Origin of the sequence: Flavobacterium sp. CECT 9288 (assembly GCF_918731615.1) — a bacterium.
In the GTDB taxonomy this organism is placed as follows: domain Bacteria; phylum Bacteroidota; class Bacteroidia; order Flavobacteriales; family Flavobacteriaceae; genus Flavobacterium.
The window spans coordinates 291,686-308,933 of record NZ_OU957226.1; the positions used below are offsets into that span (position 1 = coordinate 291,686).

Here is a 17,248-nt window from a genome sequence, read left to right on the forward strand (position 1 = left end):
ATAAAAAAATCAAATTTAAAAGTGTAGGTAGGGTAATTTGAGGAAACTTGAAACCTTAAACTTTTAAACTTTAAACAAAATTCAGATGGAAGTTTTAAAAATAGCAACAGCAGGAAGTGTAGATGACGGTAAGAGTACCTTGATTGGGAGGTTATTGTATGATACGCAATCGTTGACAACAGATAAATTAGAAGCAATAGAAAAAAGCAGCAAGCAAAAAGGATATGATTATTTGGATTTTTCTTTGGCTACAGACGGTTTAGTAGCCGAAAGAGAACAAGGAATTACCATTGATGTGGCGCATATTTATTTTTCGACAGCTAAAAAAAGTTACATCATTGCAGATACTCCTGGTCACGTAGAATATACGCGTAACATGGTTACCGGAGCTTCGACCTCGCAAGTGTCAATCATTTTAATTGATGCTCGTAAAGGCGTAATTGAGCAAACCTACCGCCACTTTTTTATCAATAATTTATTGAGAGTAAAAGAGGTCATTGTGGCGATCAACAAAATGGATTTGGTGGATTATTCAGAAGAAGTTTTTAATAAAATCAAAGCGGATTTTGAAGCCTTAAATGCTAAAAGTACTTTCAAAGAGCAGAACGTGAGTTACATTCCGTTAAGTGCTTTGACAGGTGATAATGTTGTAGAATCAATAGGCGGAATGCCTTGGTACCAAGGACAAACCATTTTGGAGCATCTAGAAGCGTTAGAGCCAGCTGATGTGTATGAAAAAGGAAAAGCGCGTTTCCCTGTTCAAACCGTTATCCGACCAAAAACAGAAGAATACCACGATTTTAGAGGCTATGCCGGAAAATTGTACGGAAATAATATCAAAGTGGGTGATGCAGTAACGGTACTGCCATCTTTAACAGAATCAGTGGTGACAAATATTCACTTTTTTGACAAGCAATTTGAGGAAGCAGCTGTGGGCTCTTCGATCACCATCGAATTAGAAAATGATATCAATGTAACTAGAGGCGACATGATTGTAAAATCATCTGAATTGCCAAAAGTAGAGAAAGACATCAACACCACCGTATGCTGGATGGACAGTAAAAAGTTAGTTCCTGGTGCTAAATATTTTGTACAACACAATACCAATAGAGTTTTGGCTAAGATTGACAGTGTGAAAAATGTGATTGCAACTGATTTCTCAGGAACAACAGAAGCTTCTCAACTAGCCATCAACGAAATTGGCGAAGTAAATATTAAGTTAAGCAAAGCCATTTATTTTGATGCGTATAACGATAATAAATCAAATGGCGCCTTCATCTTAATTGATGCTACAACCAACACAACAGCAGGAGTAGGATTTATAAAATAACCTTTAGCTATTGGCTTTAAGCCTTCAGCAAAATTGTAAAATGAATTTCATAAACAGCTAACAGCCCAAAGCTAATAGCTAATAGCTTATAACAAATGGAAAGTTTTAGAACCGAAATTGAAGATCCGATTGTTCAAAAAGACATAATCGATTTAGAAAGAAAAATTGCTTTATTCCGTGACGGAAAAATTGACGACGAGCGTTTTCGTAGTCTGCGTTTAGCACGTGGCGTTTACGGGCAGCGTCAGGAAGGCGTACAAATGATTCGTATCAAGTTGCCTTTTGGTAAAGTAACTAGCGAGCAACTCCTGCGCATCACAAAAGTTTCTGATGAGTATTCAACAGGGCGTTTGCACATTACGACGCGTCAAGATATCCAAATTCATTATGTGAGTTTAGATAGAACACCGCAACTTTGGGCTGAGTTAGAAAAAGACGATGTTACCCTGAGAGAAGCTTGTGGAAATACAGTTCGAAATATTACCGCTAGTGAAACAGCAGGAATTGATCCAGAGGAACCTTTTGATGTGTCTCCGTATGCGCATGCGATGTTTCAGTTTTTCTTGAGAAATCCGGTTTGTCAAGAAATGGGACGTAAATTCAAAATGTCTTTTTCATCATCTGATAAAGATACGGGATTGAGTTATTTACATGATTTAGGATTTATTCCAAAAATTGTAGACGGTATAAAAGGTTTCAAAGTAATGTTAGGCGGAGGTTTAGGTTCACAACCGAGTCATGCCGAATTGCTGACAGAGTTTATTCCGGCCAATCAAATCATTCCTACTACCGAAGGAATTTTAAGAATTTTTGACCGCTACGGTGAAAGAGCCAAACGTTTAAAAGCACGATTGAAATTTTTGTTGAAAGAAATAGGGAAAGACGAATTTTTACGATTGGTAGACGAAGAGAAAAAAGCCTTGTCTCACCAAACTGTTGAAATCGATACTACTGCTTTTGAGGGTGCTATTGGAACACCATTATTAGAAGTTCCAAAAGTCGAAATTGAAGATACAGCAGCTTTTGAAGCGTGGAAAAAAACAAATGTAATTCCGCAAAAACAAGTGGGTTATGTAGCTATAGGAATCAAAGTTCAATTAGGTGATTTTTATACCGATAAAGCGAGAGAATTAGCGCATTTGATAAAAAATTATGCAGCAAACGAATTGCGTTTTACGTTGCGTCAAGATATTTTAATTCGTCACGTAAAAGAGGAAAACCTTCCTTTCTTTTACCAAGAATTAGCCAAATTAGATTTTGTAACCACAGGCTACAACACGATTGCTGATATTACAGCTTGTCCTGGAACTGATACGTGTAACTTAGGAATTGCGAGCAGTACCGGAATTGCAGTAGAGTTAGAACGTGTTTTAACTGCTGAATATCCGCAGTACAGCAACAACCGCGAAATTACTATTAAAATTAGTGGTTGTATGAACGCTTGCGGGCAACACAATATGGCCGAAATTGGCTTTCAAGGAATGTCAATCAATGCGGGTAAATTAGTAGCCCCAGCCTTGCAAGTTTTATTAGGAGGAGGAAATTTAGGAAATGGAAACGGAAGATTCTCTGATAAAGTAATCAAAATCCCGAGCCGAAGAGGACCAGATGCTTTGCGATTGATTTTAAATGATTTCGAAGCCAATGCAAACGGACAATCGTTCTTGAATTATTATGACGCTCAAGGCGAAAAATATTTTTACGAATTTTTGAAACCATTAGCTGATGTAACCAATCTAACCGAAGCTGATTTTATTGACTGGGGAAATGCAGATAATTATGTAAAAGCAGTTGGAGTAGGAGAATGTGCGGGAGTTGTAATTGACTTGGTAGCAACCTTATTATTTGAAGCGAAAGAAAAATTGACTTTTGCTCAAGAAGCTTTTGAAGATGCAAAATGGTCGGATGCAATTTATTTGGCGTACGCCGGATTTGTCAATGGAGCCAAAGCATTATTACTGGCTGAAAACCAAAAAACAAACCACCAAGCGGGAATTATCGACTTGTTTGATACCGTTTTTGTGGCTACAAATACAATTCAATTGCAATCTTCTTTGCGTGAACTTGTGTATCAAATCAATCAAAATGAACCTTCTGCTGAATTTGCTAAAAAGTACATTCAAGATGCCATTGTGTTTTTTGATGCCATCGAAGCGTATAGAAATAAAGACTTAGCTGATGCTTAAAAAGAAACTACCCATCGTAACATTAGTTGGTGCGGGTCCTGGAGATCCGGATTTACTGACGATCAAAGGAGCCAAAGCATTAGCAGAAGCGGATGTGGTATTGTACGACGCCTTGGCTAACGAGGAGATTTTGACGTATGCTCCCAAAAAAGCGATTAAGATTTTTGTAGGGAAACGCAAAGGCTGTCATGAATATTCGCAAGATCAAATCAACCAATTGATTGTAGACAATGCCTTAACGTACGGGCATGTGGTTCGACTAAAAGGAGGCGATCCTTTTATTTTTGGACGCGGAAGTGAAGAAATTGATTTTATAGAAAGTTTTGGTATCCCTACATCGGTGGTGCCTGGAATATCATCCTCGATTGCTGTTCCGGCTTATCAAGGGATTTCATTGACCAAAAGAGGCGTTTCTGAAAGTTTTTGGGTAATTACAGGTACAACTTCTGATCGAAAATTATCAAATGATGTGGCTTTGGCTGCACAATCATCAGCAACGGTGGTTATTTTAATGGGAATGAGCAAACTCACTCAGATTATCGATTTGTTCCAAAAAGAATCTAAAGGTGAAACACCGGTTGCTATTATTCAAAATGGAACCACTCCTCAGGAAAAAATTGGGGTTGGAACCATCAACACCATTGAGCAAGTGGTGGCGCAACAACAATTAAGTTCGCCTGCCATTATCGTCATTGGCGAGGTTGTTAAAGAGAGCAATAAATTAAAAGGCTTTTACGAAGAATTCATAGCCAAAGAATTGAAATAACAGTGGAGAGAAACGAATTATATCCAATTTTTTTAAAATTACACAACCTCAATGTGCTCATTGTGGGTGGCGGAAATGTGGGTTTAGAAAAACTATCGTTTCTGTTGAAATCCAGTCCCAATGCCAATGTTGAGGTAGTGGCGCCTTGGTTTTTACCAGAGTTAGAAACCTTGGCTGCAAGTCACCCAACAGTGAAGTTGACCTATAAAAAATTCAATCGCTGGATGCTCCGTAAACGCCACATGGTGATTGCCTGTACCGATGATTTAAAGGTGAACAAGAGGATTTATGATTTGTCCCGAAAAAGATATTTGATTTGCAACATTGCTGATACACCGCCATTGTGTGATTATTATTTGGGCGGAATTGTAACCAAAGGGAATGTGAAAATTGCCATTTCAACCAACGGGAAATCACCCACTACAGCCAAACGACTGCGAGAATTTTTTGAAGAAATAATTCCAGACGATATTAATAAAATGGTCGAAAACCTCAATGAATATCGCAAAACACTGAAAGGAAATTTTGAGGAAAAAGTTCAGAAAATGAATGAAATCACAGAGACGCTTAAAGCAAAGTAAGCACAAGACACAATCTTAAGTTCCTAGAAAAAAGATAAGATGTAATAGTTCTTAATAATCGATTTCTGTTTTTTTAACTAAACAGAATGGTGATATTTGTACTCAATTAAAATTTAAAGGATTGAGCACCTAGGTTCATTACAATAACATAGATAAACACAATTAACAATTTCCATAACAGCCTACAATTACAATTGGAAGCAAAACAAAGGATACTAAATTAAATCAAAATGATTAAAACAGACATACTCATTATTGGCGCGGGGCCAACAGGTTTATTTGCAGTTTTTGAAGCAGGATTATTAAAATTAAAATGCCATATTTTAGATGCTTTACCACAAGCGGGTGGGCAGTTATCAGAGTTATATCCTAAAAAGCCTATTTATGATATTCCTGGATTTCCAGAAGTATTGGCTGGTGATTTAGTAGATAATTTAATGGAGCAAATCAAGCAGTTCGAACCAGGTTTTACCTTAGGTGAACGTGCAGAAACCATCGAAAAACAAGAAGACGGAACATTTATTGTGACTTCAAACAAAGGCAAGAAATTCCATGCTCCAGTTATTGCTATTGCTGGTGGATTAGGTAGTTTTGAACCAAGAAAGCCATTGATTGAGGATATCGAATTTTACGAAGACAAAGGAATTAAATACTTCATTAAAAATCCAGAGAAATTCCGTGACAAGCGTGTGGTTATCGCTGGAGGTGGTGATTCAGCTCTAGATTGGAGTATCTTTTTGTCAAATGTAGCTTCAGAAGTGACTTTGATTCACCGTCGCAATGAGTTTCGTGGTGCTTTAGACTCGGTAGAAAAAGTACAAGAGCTTAAGTCTTCAGGTAAAATAAAAATGATTACGCCAGGTGAAGTAGTTGGCTTAAAAGGAGCTGAGCATCTTGAGGCAGTTGTAGTCGAGGAAAATGGAGCACAACGCACCATCGAAACCGATTATTTTATTCCGCTTTTTGGTCTTACGCCAAAGTTAGGTCCTATCGGCGACTGGGGATTAGAAATCGAAAAGAACGCCATCAAAGTAAACAACTCCTTAGATTACCAAACCAATATTCCTGGAATTTTCGCCATTGGTGACGTAAATACCTATCCAGGAAAATTAAAATTAATCTTGTGCGGATTCCACGAAGCCACATTAATGTGTCAAGCGGCCTACCAAATCATTAATCCAGGAAAGCGTTATGTGTTAAAATACACTACCGTTTCTGGTGTAGATGGTTTTGACGGAACTCGTAAAGAAGCTCCAAAAGCGGTTGTAAAAGCAATCGTGTAAATAAAGTTGCAGCGTCACAAAGGTTCTGAATTGCTAAGGTTGGTTAAAATCTTAGCAATTCAGAACCTTTTTTTATTTTAAAGTTTTGCAACAAACTAAGCTACAATCTTTAAAAAAAATACTTGCAATTGTTAGCGCTATGTCGTTCCTTTGCACTGTTCCTATATTTATTGAAAGTTATCACGAAAGGCGGAGGGAAAAGACCCAATGAAACCTTAGCAACCCTTTATTTTTAAAGAAGGTGCTACATTCTACTTTATACAACCAGTATCAAAGATAGATAACACAAGAATACTTCTACAGTATTTCTCAAACCTTTTCTTGACAACATATCGAATTTTTTAGAGCAGATTAATGGCGCTTTTCAGCCATGATCGTTCCTGCTGTTCGCTATATCTTTTTATTCGCCGAAAAAAGGCGAATAAAAAGGATGCCGCTGCCATCAGGGCTATAAAGAAAAATTGGGAACTTTTGGAAATACTAATCAAAAGTAAAAATCACCATTTCAAATTGTGATATACAAGAAATAAAAAGTTATGTCAAGCATTCACGAAGCCATTACAAAAAACATACTCATCCTTGATGGAGCTATGGGAACCATGTTGCAACGTTACAATTTCTCCGAAGAAGATTTTAGAGGAGAACGTTTCAAGGATTTTCCGCATTCGCTAAAAGGAAACAATGATTTATTGTCGCTCACGCAGCCACAAGCTATAAAAGACGTTCACGCCGCATATTTTGAAGCCGGAGCTGATATTGTTGAAACCAATACCTTCTCAGGAACCACCATCGGTATGGCCGATTACTATCTGGAAGAATATGTGTATGAATTGAACTATGAGTCGGCCAAAATAGCCCGCGAAGTAGCCGATGAATTTACCGCTAAAAATCCAGATAAACCTCGTTTTGTAGCGGGTTCCATTGGACCCACGAACAGAACAGCAAGCATGTCACCAGATGTAAACGATCCCGGTTACAGAGCTGTAACTTTTGATGATTTGCGCATTGCGTACAAGCAACAAGTAGAAGCGCTTATGGATGGTGGTTGCGATTTACTTTTGGTAGAAACTATTTTTGATACCTTAAATGCCAAAGCAGCACTTTTTGCCATTGAAGAAGTAAAAGACGAACGCAATCTTGATATTCCTATTATGGTCTCTGGTACGATAACCGATGCTTCCGGAAGAACACTTTCGGGACAAACCGTTGAGGCTTTTTTAGTTTCAGTATCGCACATACCGTTGTTGAGTGTAGGATTCAATTGCGCCCTCGGTGCCGATTTGCTCAAGCCGTATTTACAAACCTTGTCGCAAAACACGTCTTTCAACGTGTCGGCGCATCCTAATGCAGGTTTACCTAATGCCTTTGGAGAATACGACGAAACACCAGAACAGATGCAAGCTTTTATCAAAGAATATCTCGATGATAATTTGGTCAACATTATAGGCGGTTGTTGCGGAACAACACCAGCACACATCAAATTAATTGCCGATATCGCCAAGGAATACAAACCGAGGGTTTCGACCGCGGTGATGTAATGTTAAGATAATTTAGTTTATTAAAAAATGGAGGAAAAGACTATTGATAATTTTAAGAATTTGAAATGGATACTGCTATGTTCTCTTACCTTGGCAATAATATATATTTTATTTGATATCTCGAGAAAAACAAAGTTTGATACCTACAAAGAAACATTTAAGGGCGAAGCAATTGGTTTAACAACGAAGTTTAAAAAGGTCGGTAGACAAAGATTATTAATCTATTGCTTTTATGTGGATGGTAAGTTTATCTCTCAGAGAAATACGATGGGAGGAGATGAAATTTTAAATAAGTTTTACAAAGTGAAGTATGATTTAAATAATCCGAAAGGGAATTATATTTTTTTAGATAAAGAATTGAAGCCCGATTCCCTTACTCTTGTTAAAAATGGTTTTACTTGGACTAAATATTATGTATACGATGGAAATGTAACTAGTCGATATCTAGAAAAATCAAAATGGCAGTGATAGCGATTATGATATTTTATTCCAATGCATCTATTACGCAAGTCAAAGGAAGTATAGGTAAGTAAAATAGTTTTATTCAGCGATAAAACTTATTTAAAGTACAGCTTGCAATTTTGAGGAACGAACGCCCAAGTGATAGCGAACTGAATGAATAATCTTTATTATGTGAGCGACTTGTTTAGATTCTTCGTTCCTCAGAATGACAAAAATGAAGAATATAAAAAAATGAAGAATAAAGAAACGGAAGAATCAATATAAAAAAGAAGTGTGTTGTTAGCATAATGCCCGCGTGAGGGATAGTAGTGGAAAGCCCGCTGGTCAATGGAGTGCTAACGGAATTGATTGAGGACTTGAAACGAATAGCCCGACCCGACTTTTTTTGGAGGGACACGCCCAAAAATGAATTGAAATAAAATGGTAAGGTTTCGAAAACTTTGCAATAAATAAAAAAATAAAAACTCAGTCTAAGTTTCTTAGTAACGGAGTAACTCAAAATAAAGAAATGGCAGAAAAAAGAAGAAACCTAGTATTATCAGGATTAGAACCCTTAATCATTACGCCGGAAAGTGTATTTGTGAATGTAGGGGAACGAACCAATGTGACGGGTTCGAGAAAATTTCTTCGATTGATTAAGGAAGAAAAATACGATGACGCGCTTGATATTGCGCGCCAGCAAGTAGAAGGCGGTGCACAAATCATCGATATCAATATGGATGAAGGAATGCTTGATGGCGCATATGCGATGACAAAATTCCTGAATTTAATTGCGGCTGAACCGGATATTTCGCGTGTGCCGATTATGATTGACAGCTCAAAATGGGAAATCATTGAGGCCGGTTTGAAAGTCGTACAAGGGAAATGTGTAGTGAATTCGATTTCGTTGAAAGAAGGCGAAGAAGCTTTTATTCACCATGCTAAATTGATCAAGCGTTACGGAGCGGCGGTAATTGTGATGGCTTTTGACGAAGTGGGTCAGGCGGATAATTACGAAAGGCGTGTTGAAATTTGTCAGCGTTCGTATGATATTTTGGTGGGAATTGGATTTCCGCCGCAAGATATCATCTTCGATTTGAATATTTTTCCAGTAGCAACAGGTATGGAAGAGCACCGCTTGAATGCGTTGGATTTCTTTAGAGGAACCAAGTGGGTTCGCGAAAATTTACCACACGCTCACATCAGTGGTGGGGTGAGTAACGTTTCGTTTTCATTTAGAGGGAACGACACGGTTCGGGAAGCGATGCACTCGGTTTTCTTGTACCACGCCATTCAAAACGGAATGACAATGGGGATTGTAAACCCAGAAATGTTGACTATTTATGACGATATTCCAAAGGATTTATTGGAACATGTTGAAGATGTGATTCTGGATCGTCGCGACGATGCGACTGAGCGTTTGCTTGATTTTGCCGAGAATGTAAAAGGAGATGGTACAAAAACCAATGAAGCAGTAGTTCAAGAATGGCGTTCAGGAACCGTTCAAGAAAGAATCACGCACTCATTAGTAAAAGGAGTGGATGCGTTTATTGAAGAAGATGTTGAAGAAGCGCGGCAAGCTGCTACAAAACCCATTGAGGTGATCGAAATCAACTTGATGACGGGAATGAATGTTGTGGGTGATTTGTTTGGTTCGGGTAAAATGTTTTTGCCACAAGTGGTGAAATCGGCACGTGTGATGAAAAAAGCAGTAGCTTATCTTTTGCCGTTTATTGAAGCGGCAAAGCAAGTTGGGGACAAATCTGGGAACGGAAAAATCCTGATGGCTACCGTAAAAGGTGATGTTCATGATATTGGAAAAAATATAGTTTCGGTGGTACTGGCTTGTAATAATTATGAGATTGTCGATTTAGGTGTAATGGTGCCTCCAGAAAAAATCATTGCTGCAGCTATTGAGCACGAAGTAGATATTATTGGATTGAGTGGATTAATTACGCCATCTCTTGACGAAATGGTGTATCTCGCTAAGGAATTGGATAAAAGAGGATTGAAAATTCCAGTCATGATTGGCGGTGCTACAACTTCGCGTGCGCATACAGCCGTGAAAATTGCGCCTCAATACAGCCAAACGGTAATTCACGTTAACGATGCATCGAGAGCGGTAACGGTAGCGGGTAATTTATTGGATCACAACCGAAAAATATATGCAAGTGATATTCGTGCCGAATACGATGCGTTTAGAGAAACGTTTTTGAATCGTTCCCGCGACAAGAATTTCTTGACCATTGAGCAAGCCCGAAAGAATAAATTGCAATTGGATTGGGATAATTTTACGCCCGTGAAACCTAAAGTAATTGGCAAGCAAATCGTAGAAGTAGATTTAGAAACTTTAGTACCATATATCGATTGGACGCCGTTTTTTAGAACTTGGGAATTGTTTGGAAAATATCCAGCTATTTTAACTGATGAGGTAGTAGGCGAACAAGCGACTTCGGTTTTTGCGGATGCACAAGCAATGTTGAAAGTGATTTTGGAGGAGAAAAAGTTAACAGCGAAAGGCGTTTACGGAATTTTTCCGGCGAATCAAATCAATGATGATGATATTGAGTTGCAACCAATAACCGATAACTCACAACCGATAACTTTTTTAACCCTTCGCCAACAATCTCAAAAAACCAAAGGTGCGCCTAACATCGCTTTGTCTGATTTTATTGCGCCAAAAGAAAGTGGGAAAGTGGATTATATGGGAGCTTTTTGTGTAACCACTGGTTTTGGTGTGGACGAATGGGCGGCAGAATTTGAAAAGGATTTAGATGATTATAATTCGATTATGGTGAAAGCGCTTGCTGATCGTTTCGCAGAGGCTTTTGCTGAATATTTGCACGAGAAAGTGCGTAAAGAATTTTGGGGTTATGCCGCAAACGAAGATTTATCTACCGAAGATATGATTGATGAGGTTTATAAAGGAATTCGACCAGCACCAGGATATCCAGCTTGTCCGGATCATTTAGAGAAACCCACGATTTGGAAGTTATTAAATGTTGCGGAAGAAATTGGAGTAACCTTAACCGAAAGTATGGCTATGTGGCCGGCTTCATCAGTATCGGGTTATTACTTTGGGAATCCAGAAAGTAAGTATTTTGGACTCGGAAAAATTAAAGAAGACCAAGTAATTGACTACGCCAAACGAAGAAATGTTTCGACCGATGTAGCCATGAAATGGTTGAACCCGAATATAGCAGACTAATTTAGTCATAAAGTCAAAAGTCATAAAGTCTAAAACAGACTTGGCTTTCGACTTTTGACTCTCAAACTTTAAGACTTAAAATGAAAGTAACACAACATATAGAAAAAGCAAAAGGAGAAACTTTGTTTTCATTTGAAATTATCCCTCCTCAAAAAGGGAAAAGTATTCAAGAATTGTATGACAACATTGACCCGCTGATGGAGTTCAAACCGCCATTTATTGATGTGACTACCTCACGTGAGGAGTTTATTTATGTGGATAAAGGCAATGGTTTATTGGATAAAAAGCTAACCAGAATGCGACCAGGAACCCTTGGAATTTGCGCTTCGATAACACACAAATACAACGTAGATACGGTGCCTCATGTATTGTGCGGTGGTTTTACCAAAGAAGAAACAGAGTACTTACTAGTAGATTGTCATTATCTGGGCATCAATAATGTGATGGCGTTGCGTGGTGATGCTATGAAGGACGAACAATCCTTTGTTCCAAAAGTGGGAGGTAATCACTTTGCTATTGATCTAGTGCAGCAAATCAAATTATTGAACGAAGGCAAGTATTTGCATGAAGTGATGCATGTGGATAATAAGGCTGATTTTTGTATTGGTGTGGCTGGATATCCTGAAAAACATTTGGAATCTCCATCCTTACTGTCCGATTTGAAAAGGTTAAAAGAAAAAGTGGATGCGGGTGCTGATTATGTGGTGACACAAATGTTTTTTGATAATGCTAAATATTTTGAATTTGTTGCCAAAGCCAGAGAAATGGGAATTACAGTACCTATTATTCCGGGCATTAAGCCACTGGCGGTACAAAGGCATTTGCAAATTTTGCCGCAAATATTCCGAATTGATTTGCCAGAAGATTTAATTGATGCAGTAGACAAATGCAAAACAAATGCCGATGTGAAACAAGTGGGAATTGAATGGGCTATTCAGCAATCCCGCGAACTAAAGGCTGCAGGAGTTCCTGTTTTGCATTATTATTCGATGGGTAAATCAGAAAATATTCGCCAAATTGCGAGTCAACTTTTTTAGCAATTTATTCTTTATAGTTTAAAAGCTTCCAGTTCGCCTTGGAGAACTGGAAGCTTTTTTTATAATTTGTATTTTATTCGAGAATATAACTGAACACTGCCAACTATTTCGTAATCTCTCTAAACACCGCTTCTAAATTTTTATTCTTTTGATTGAGTTGTAAAGTTTTCAAACCATTGTTTTGAGCAAAATCAAAGACTACAGAACGCATGTCTTTATCTGATTTAAAAGTCAGTTCCCACATCATATCGTGAACATTTACATACGAAACAAGATTTTCAATTTTAGAAATCAATTGTTCCTCGACTTGAAAATCAAATTCCACTTCAATGACTTGTTCTTTATCTTCAGAAATTAAGTTGTCTAGTTTTTTATCAGTAACAATTTTTCCATTGTTGATGATGATTACGCGATCACAAATTGCCTCAACCTCTTGCATAATGTGTGTAGAAAGAAAAACAGTCTTGTCTTTTCCCACGTTTTTAATTACGTTTCTAATCTCCATCAACTGATTCGGATCTAAACCAGTTGTAGGCTCATCCAGGATTAAAACATCAGGATTATGCAGTAACGCATTGGCCAATCCCACACGCTGGCGGTACCCTTTAGAGAGTTGGCCTATTTTTTTGTGGCTTTCGGTACTTAAACCAGTCAATTGAATTACCTCTTCGATTCGAGATTTGGCAACTTTGTACACATCAGCGTTAAAGGCTAAATATTCACGAACATACAAATCCAAATACAACGGATTGTGCTCCGGCAAGTACCCAATAGAAAGTTGTACGGCTTTTGGATTGGTGTTTACATCCTGCCCGTTTACCGTGGCAGTTCCTTCATCAGCGGTAATGTAGGTAGTTAAAATTTTCATCAAAGTCGATTTTCCAGCTCCATTTGGACCTAAAAAACCAACAATTTCTCCTTTGTTAATTGAAAATGAAATGTTATCTAATGCTTTTTGAGCACCGTAGCTTTTGGAAATGTTATTTACTGCTATTGACATGATGAATTATTTGTTGCAAAAGTAAACAGAAAATGAATGGATTTGTTGTTCGATTGCCTACTAATTCATGAATAATTTTTTCACGAATAGTTGCGAGTACTTCTATTCGAAATGATAAAAAAGTAGCATTGTGATTGCACCGCTATCATTTAGATTTCTATATTTACTAAAAATAGCTCAAAAGACACATGAAAGACATAGGATCAGGAGGTTTCTTGAAAAATTACAAAAGTATTATGTTGCTTCTTGGTGGTATCCTTGCAGGAAGTATATTAGGTTTGGTTTTTGGTAAAGAGGTGGAGGTTTTGAAACCTTTGGGAGACATTTTTCTAAATTTGTTGTTTACGGCTATCATTCCATTAGTGTTTTTTACCATATCGGCATCAATTGCTACTTTAGAAAAAACCGAAAAACTAGGAAAGTTATTCTTAATCGTAATTGGAGTCTTTTTGTTTACGGTCTTGGTTTCTGCAATCCTTATGGTAGTTGGAGTTTTGATTTTTCCAATCCATCAAGATATTATCATTTCTAAAATTCCGTTAGAAATTGTAGCCGAAAATAGTACTGGCTCCCAGATAACCCAATTGCTAACCACAGGAGATTTTTATGAATTGTTGTCCCGGAAAAACATGTTGGCACTCATTCTTTTTTCCTTTTTAGTAGGCTTTGCCAGCTTACAATCTGGTGAAAAAGGCAATGATTTCAGTAGGTTTTTACAATCTGGTAACGAAGTAATGAAACAATTGCTTCACATTATTATGCAAACAGCGCCTGTAGGTTTAGGTGCCTATTTTGCTTATCAGGTGGGTATTTTTGGTCCGCAATTGTTTGGTGCTTATGCCAAGCCGCTAGGGCTTTATTATGCTGTTTGTGCTTTTTACTTCATCGTATTCTTTAGTTTGTATGCCTACATGGCGGGTGGCAAATTAGGGTTTAAAGTGTTTTGGAAAAACAACATAACACCTTCGTTAACAGCCATTGGTACGTGCAGTAGTATTGCTACCATTCCTGCCAATCTTGACGGTGCCGAAAAAATGAATATTCCTGCTCACATTAGGAATGTCGTTATTCCATTGGGTGCACCCTTGCATAAAGATGGTTCGAGTATGTCCTCCATTATCAAGATAGCCGTTATTTTTGCCATGTTTGGTAAGGATTTTACGGATCCAATTACGATTCTCACCGCTTTGGGAATTACAGTTGTGGTTTCTGTTGTAGAGGGCGGAATTCCTAATGGCGGCTACATAGGCGAAATCCTAGCCATAACAGTTTATGGTTTCCCTATGGAACAAGCTTTGCCAGCAGCAATGATTATTGGAACTTTGGTGGATCCAATGGCAACTTTATTAAATGCTAATGGAGATTTGATTTCGGCAATGTTAGTGGCAAGAATTGCTGAAGGGAAAAAGTGGCTTTCTGAAAAAGTTCTAGTGTAAATCACTTTCAATATTGTGTGTTGCAGCATTACTAAGGCTTGTTTTTACCTTACAATGCAAGAATTACCGTTGTATGAATGGTATTTTTAAAGCCTTTTTTTAAACATTACATAATTAATAACCAACTTTTTAGCGAATCTCTTTTTTGTGACATAAAATCAACTTTTTTTTGGGTGCAGTAAAAAAATATGTATATATTCGCAAAGTAATAAATACAAAAAAAGACAACATCATGTTGAATAACCGATTTTATTTTAGCAACTCTTATTTTTTCTTCTGGAAGGTAGAAAGGGATTGTTGTATGGTTATTTAATTAAAAATTAAATTAATATTATAGATATACAATCCCGATGCAAATCGGGATTTTTTTTTGCTTAAAAGTGTGTAAAATGAATACAATAATAGGAATACAAGGCATTACGGGCTCGTTTCATCATCAAGTGGCACAAGAATATTTCAATCATGAATTTGTTCTTGACGAGTGTTTGTCTTTTGAGGAATTGGTAGACAGCTTGTTAGCAGGCAAGTCAGAGCAAGCAATTATGGCCATCGAAAACTCTATTGCGGGTCCAATTATTCCCAATTATGCCTTAATTGACAAGAATAATTTACACATAATTGGTGAGCATTATTTGAATATTCATCAAAATTTAATGGCGTTGAAAGGTCAAAAAATTGAAGATATTCTCGAAGTACATTCGCATCCGATGGCATTATTACAATGTATGGATTTCTTGAAAAAATATCCCAATATCAAATTGGTTGAGGATAAAGATACTGCTGAGACAGCACGAAGAATTCAAGAAAAACAACTGAAAGGAATAGCGGCAATTGCAAGTAAAACAGCTTCGGAAATGTATGATTTGGAAATTATTGCACCAGAAATCCAGACGATTAAGAACAACATGACGCGCTTTGTGATTATCAAAAAAGAAAATTCATTTGTTCCTGAAAGTGAAATTAACAGAGCATCGATAAAATTTGAACTGGATCACAAACGCGGGAGTTTAGCAGCAGTTTTAAACGTAATGAGTGATTGTAAATTGAATTTAACTAAGATTCAATCTTTGCCCAAAATTGAAACACCATGGAAATATTCCTTTTTTGTGGATGTCACATTTGAGAAATACGAAGATTATGCTAAAGCAAAATCGTTATTGAATATTATGGCCGAATACTTTAAAGTCTTGGGCGAATACAAGAATACTAAAATATAAAGAGCCTCGAGTTACCAAGTTACACAGATATAAAAATTTACACATGATTACCACAGCAAAGCGTCTCCATATTATTGAAGAATACTATTTCTCCTCCAAATTGAGAGAAGTAAGGCAACTTGCAGCCGAAGGCAAACCCATCATTAATATGGGAATTGGCAGTCCAGATTTACAACCGGCGCCTGCAATTGTAGCTGCAATTGTAGCTGCGATGCGAGATGAAAACGCACATCAATACCAGAGTTATCAAGGTTTACCAGAGTTGCGCGAGGGCATGGCTGCTTTTTATGCCAAAAATTATGGTGTAACACTCAACCCTATAACAGAAATTTTGCCTTTGATGGGTTCTAAGGAAGGAATTATGCACATTTCGCTGGCATTTTTGAATGAAGGCGATCATGTTTTGATTCCGAATCCAGGTTATCCTACGTACACATCAGTGACCAATTTAGTTGGAGCGGTTCCAGTATATTATGATTTGAAAGAAGGAAACCAGTGGGAGCCGGACTTTGAAGCTTTGGAGCAATTGGATTTAACCAAGGTAAAAATCATGTGGATTGGCTATCCGCACATGCCAACGGGAGCTCGTGGTAGCTTAGAATTGTTTGAAAAATTAGTCGCTTTTGCTGTAAAACATGAAATTTTATTGGTGAACGACAATCCATATAGTTTTGTTTTGAATGACAAGCCGATGAGTTTGTTGCAAGTAGAAGGAGCAAAGGATGTAGCTTTAGAACTGAATTCTTTGAGTAAAACTTTTAACATGGCGGGTTGGAGAGTAGGAATGGTGTTAGGAAACGCCAATGCTATTGATGCGGTTTTGAAAGTAAAAAGCAATATGGATAGCGGCATGTTTTACGGAATTCAAAAAGGAGCTGTTGAAGCTTTAAAAAGTGATAAGGCTTGGTTTGATGCTATGAATGAAATCTATAAAAAAAGACGAATTGTAACAGAGGAACTCGCTGAAAAATTGGGTTGTAAAGTGTATAAAGAAGGTGTTGGTTTATTTGTTTGGGCAAAGTTACCCGCTGGAGTTACATCAGCAGAGGTGTTTATTGATAAAATCTTGCATGAGAAATCAATTTTTATTACACCGGGAACTATTTTTGGGAGTAATGGAGAAGGGTACATTCGGTTTGCTTTGTGTGTTGAAGAAGAAAAAATTAGGGAAGCTATCAGTCGATTTTAGTAAGGACTTGATTAATCTTTCATGTCGTAGAGTTGA

General features: G+C 37.5%; 13 protein-coding genes and 1 riboswitch. Of the genes, 12 read left to right on the forward strand and 1 reads right to left on the reverse strand.

Going from position 1 to position 17,248, the window contains the following annotated elements:
- Nucleotides 1–85: 85 nt before the first annotated feature.
- The 9 genes from LQ189_RS01265 to metF all read left to right on the forward strand — a co-directional run bounded on the left by LQ189_RS01265 (nt 86) and on the right by metF (nt 12,370).
- Entirely contained in the window at nt 86–1,330 is a 1,245-nt protein-coding gene (locus LQ189_RS01265; RefSeq protein ID WP_230153953.1) for a sulfate adenylyltransferase subunit 1, read from the forward strand.
- A gap of 95 nt (nt 1,331–1,425) precedes the next feature.
- On the forward strand, nt 1,426–3,516 hold the full coding sequence (locus LQ189_RS01270; protein ID WP_230153954.1) for a nitrite reductase: 2,091 nt from the start codon (nt 1,426–1,428) through the stop codon (nt 3,514–3,516).
- On the forward strand, nt 3,509–4,282 hold the full coding sequence (gene cobA, locus LQ189_RS01275; protein ID WP_230153955.1) for a uroporphyrinogen-III C-methyltransferase: 774 nt from the start codon (nt 3,509–3,511) through the stop codon (nt 4,280–4,282). Before LQ189_RS01270 ends, cobA begins: the two co-directional genes overlap by 8 nt.
- Nucleotides 4,283–4,284: 2 nt before the next feature.
- Nucleotides 4,285–4,863, forward strand: a complete 579-nt coding sequence (locus LQ189_RS01280) for a bifunctional precorrin-2 dehydrogenase/sirohydrochlorin ferrochelatase (protein ID WP_166136126.1) — start codon at nt 4,285–4,287, stop codon at nt 4,861–4,863.
- Between the two features lie 230 nt (nt 4,864–5,093).
- On the forward strand, nt 5,094–6,146 hold the full coding sequence (locus LQ189_RS01285; protein ID WP_230153956.1) for an NAD(P)/FAD-dependent oxidoreductase: 1,053 nt from the start codon (nt 5,094–5,096) through the stop codon (nt 6,144–6,146).
- A 174-nt stretch (nt 6,147–6,320) separates the two neighbouring features.
- Nucleotides 6,321–6,433: riboswitch (SAM riboswitch) on the forward strand.
- Between the two features lie 249 nt (nt 6,434–6,682).
- A complete protein-coding gene (locus LQ189_RS01290; protein ID WP_230153957.1) occupies nt 6,683–7,684 on the forward strand; it encodes a homocysteine S-methyltransferase family protein in 1,002 nt (333 codons plus the stop codon).
- 27 nt (nt 7,685–7,711) lie between these two features.
- Nucleotides 7,712–8,152, forward strand: a complete 441-nt coding sequence (locus tag LQ189_RS01295; RefSeq protein WP_166136135.1) for a hypothetical protein — start codon at nt 7,712–7,714, stop codon at nt 8,150–8,152.
- 502 nt (nt 8,153–8,654) lie between these two features.
- On the forward strand, nt 8,655–11,333 hold the full coding sequence (gene metH, locus LQ189_RS01300; protein WP_230153958.1) for a methionine synthase: 2,679 nt from the start codon (nt 8,655–8,657) through the stop codon (nt 11,331–11,333).
- 80 nt (nt 11,334–11,413) lie between these two features.
- Nucleotides 11,414–12,370 carry a methylenetetrahydrofolate reductase [NAD(P)H] gene (gene metF / locus LQ189_RS01305; RefSeq protein ID WP_230153959.1) on the forward strand — a complete coding sequence of 319 codons (957 nt, stop codon included), beginning with the start codon at nt 11,414–11,416 and terminating at the stop codon, nt 12,368–12,370.
- A gap of 103 nt (nt 12,371–12,473) precedes the next feature.
- Here metF and gldA read toward each other — a convergent pair whose 3' ends face one another.
- Nucleotides 12,474–13,370, reverse strand: coding sequence for a gliding motility-associated ABC transporter ATP-binding subunit GldA (gene gldA, locus LQ189_RS01310; RefSeq protein WP_166136147.1), 897 nt, complete (start codon nt 13,368–13,370; stop codon nt 12,474–12,476).
- Between the two features lie 188 nt (nt 13,371–13,558).
- On the opposite strand from gldA, the gene LQ189_RS01315 reads away from it, so the two are divergent.
- The 3 genes from LQ189_RS01315 to LQ189_RS01325 all read left to right on the forward strand — a co-directional run bounded on the left by LQ189_RS01315 (nt 13,559) and on the right by LQ189_RS01325 (nt 17,212).
- Nucleotides 13,559–14,806, forward strand: a complete 1,248-nt coding sequence (locus LQ189_RS01315) for a dicarboxylate/amino acid:cation symporter (RefSeq protein WP_230153960.1) — start codon at nt 13,559–13,561, stop codon at nt 14,804–14,806.
- 389 nt (nt 14,807–15,195) lie between these two features.
- Nucleotides 15,196–16,023 carry a prephenate dehydratase gene (locus LQ189_RS01320; protein ID WP_230153961.1) on the forward strand — a complete coding sequence of 276 codons (828 nt, stop codon included), beginning with the start codon at nt 15,196–15,198 and terminating at the stop codon, nt 16,021–16,023.
- Between the two features lie 43 nt (nt 16,024–16,066).
- Nucleotides 16,067–17,212, forward strand: coding sequence for an aminotransferase class I/II-fold pyridoxal phosphate-dependent enzyme (locus LQ189_RS01325; protein WP_230153962.1), 1,146 nt, complete (start codon nt 16,067–16,069; stop codon nt 17,210–17,212).
- The last annotated feature ends 36 nt before the right edge of the window (nt 17,213–17,248 follow it).

What these genes read in the sequence shown, in the direction of transcription:
- LQ189_RS01320 (WP_230153961.1), top strand. Translation starts at nt 15,196, where the DNA reads ATGAATACAATAATAGGAATACAAGGCATTACGGGCTCGTTTCATCAT.
- LQ189_RS01285 (WP_230153956.1), top strand. Translation starts at nt 5,094, where the DNA reads ATGATTAAAACAGACATACTCATTATTGGCGCGGGGCCAACAGGTTTA.
- LQ189_RS01325 (WP_230153962.1), top strand. Translation starts at nt 16,067, where the DNA reads ATGATTACCACAGCAAAGCGTCTCCATATTATTGAAGAATACTATTTC.
- metF (WP_230153959.1), top strand. Translation starts at nt 11,414, where the DNA reads ATGAAAGTAACACAACATATAGAAAAAGCAAAAGGAGAAACTTTGTTT.
- LQ189_RS01295 (WP_166136135.1), top strand. Translation starts at nt 7,712, where the DNA reads ATGGAGGAAAAGACTATTGATAATTTTAAGAATTTGAAATGGATACTG.
- LQ189_RS01290 (WP_230153957.1), top strand. Translation starts at nt 6,683, where the DNA reads ATGTCAAGCATTCACGAAGCCATTACAAAAAACATACTCATCCTTGAT.
- cobA (WP_230153955.1), top strand. Translation starts at nt 3,509, where the DNA reads ATGCTTAAAAAGAAACTACCCATCGTAACATTAGTTGGTGCGGGTCCT.
- LQ189_RS01265 (WP_230153953.1), top strand. Translation starts at nt 86, where the DNA reads ATGGAAGTTTTAAAAATAGCAACAGCAGGAAGTGTAGATGACGGTAAG.
- LQ189_RS01315 (WP_230153960.1), top strand. Translation starts at nt 13,559, where the DNA reads ATGAAAGACATAGGATCAGGAGGTTTCTTGAAAAATTACAAAAGTATT.
- LQ189_RS01270 (WP_230153954.1), top strand. Translation starts at nt 1,426, where the DNA reads ATGGAAAGTTTTAGAACCGAAATTGAAGATCCGATTGTTCAAAAAGAC.
- gldA (WP_166136147.1), bottom strand. Translation starts at nt 13,370, where the DNA reads ATGTCAATAGCAGTAAATAACATTTCCAAAAGCTACGGTGCTCAAAAA.
- metH (WP_230153958.1), top strand. Translation starts at nt 8,655, where the DNA reads ATGGCAGAAAAAAGAAGAAACCTAGTATTATCAGGATTAGAACCCTTA.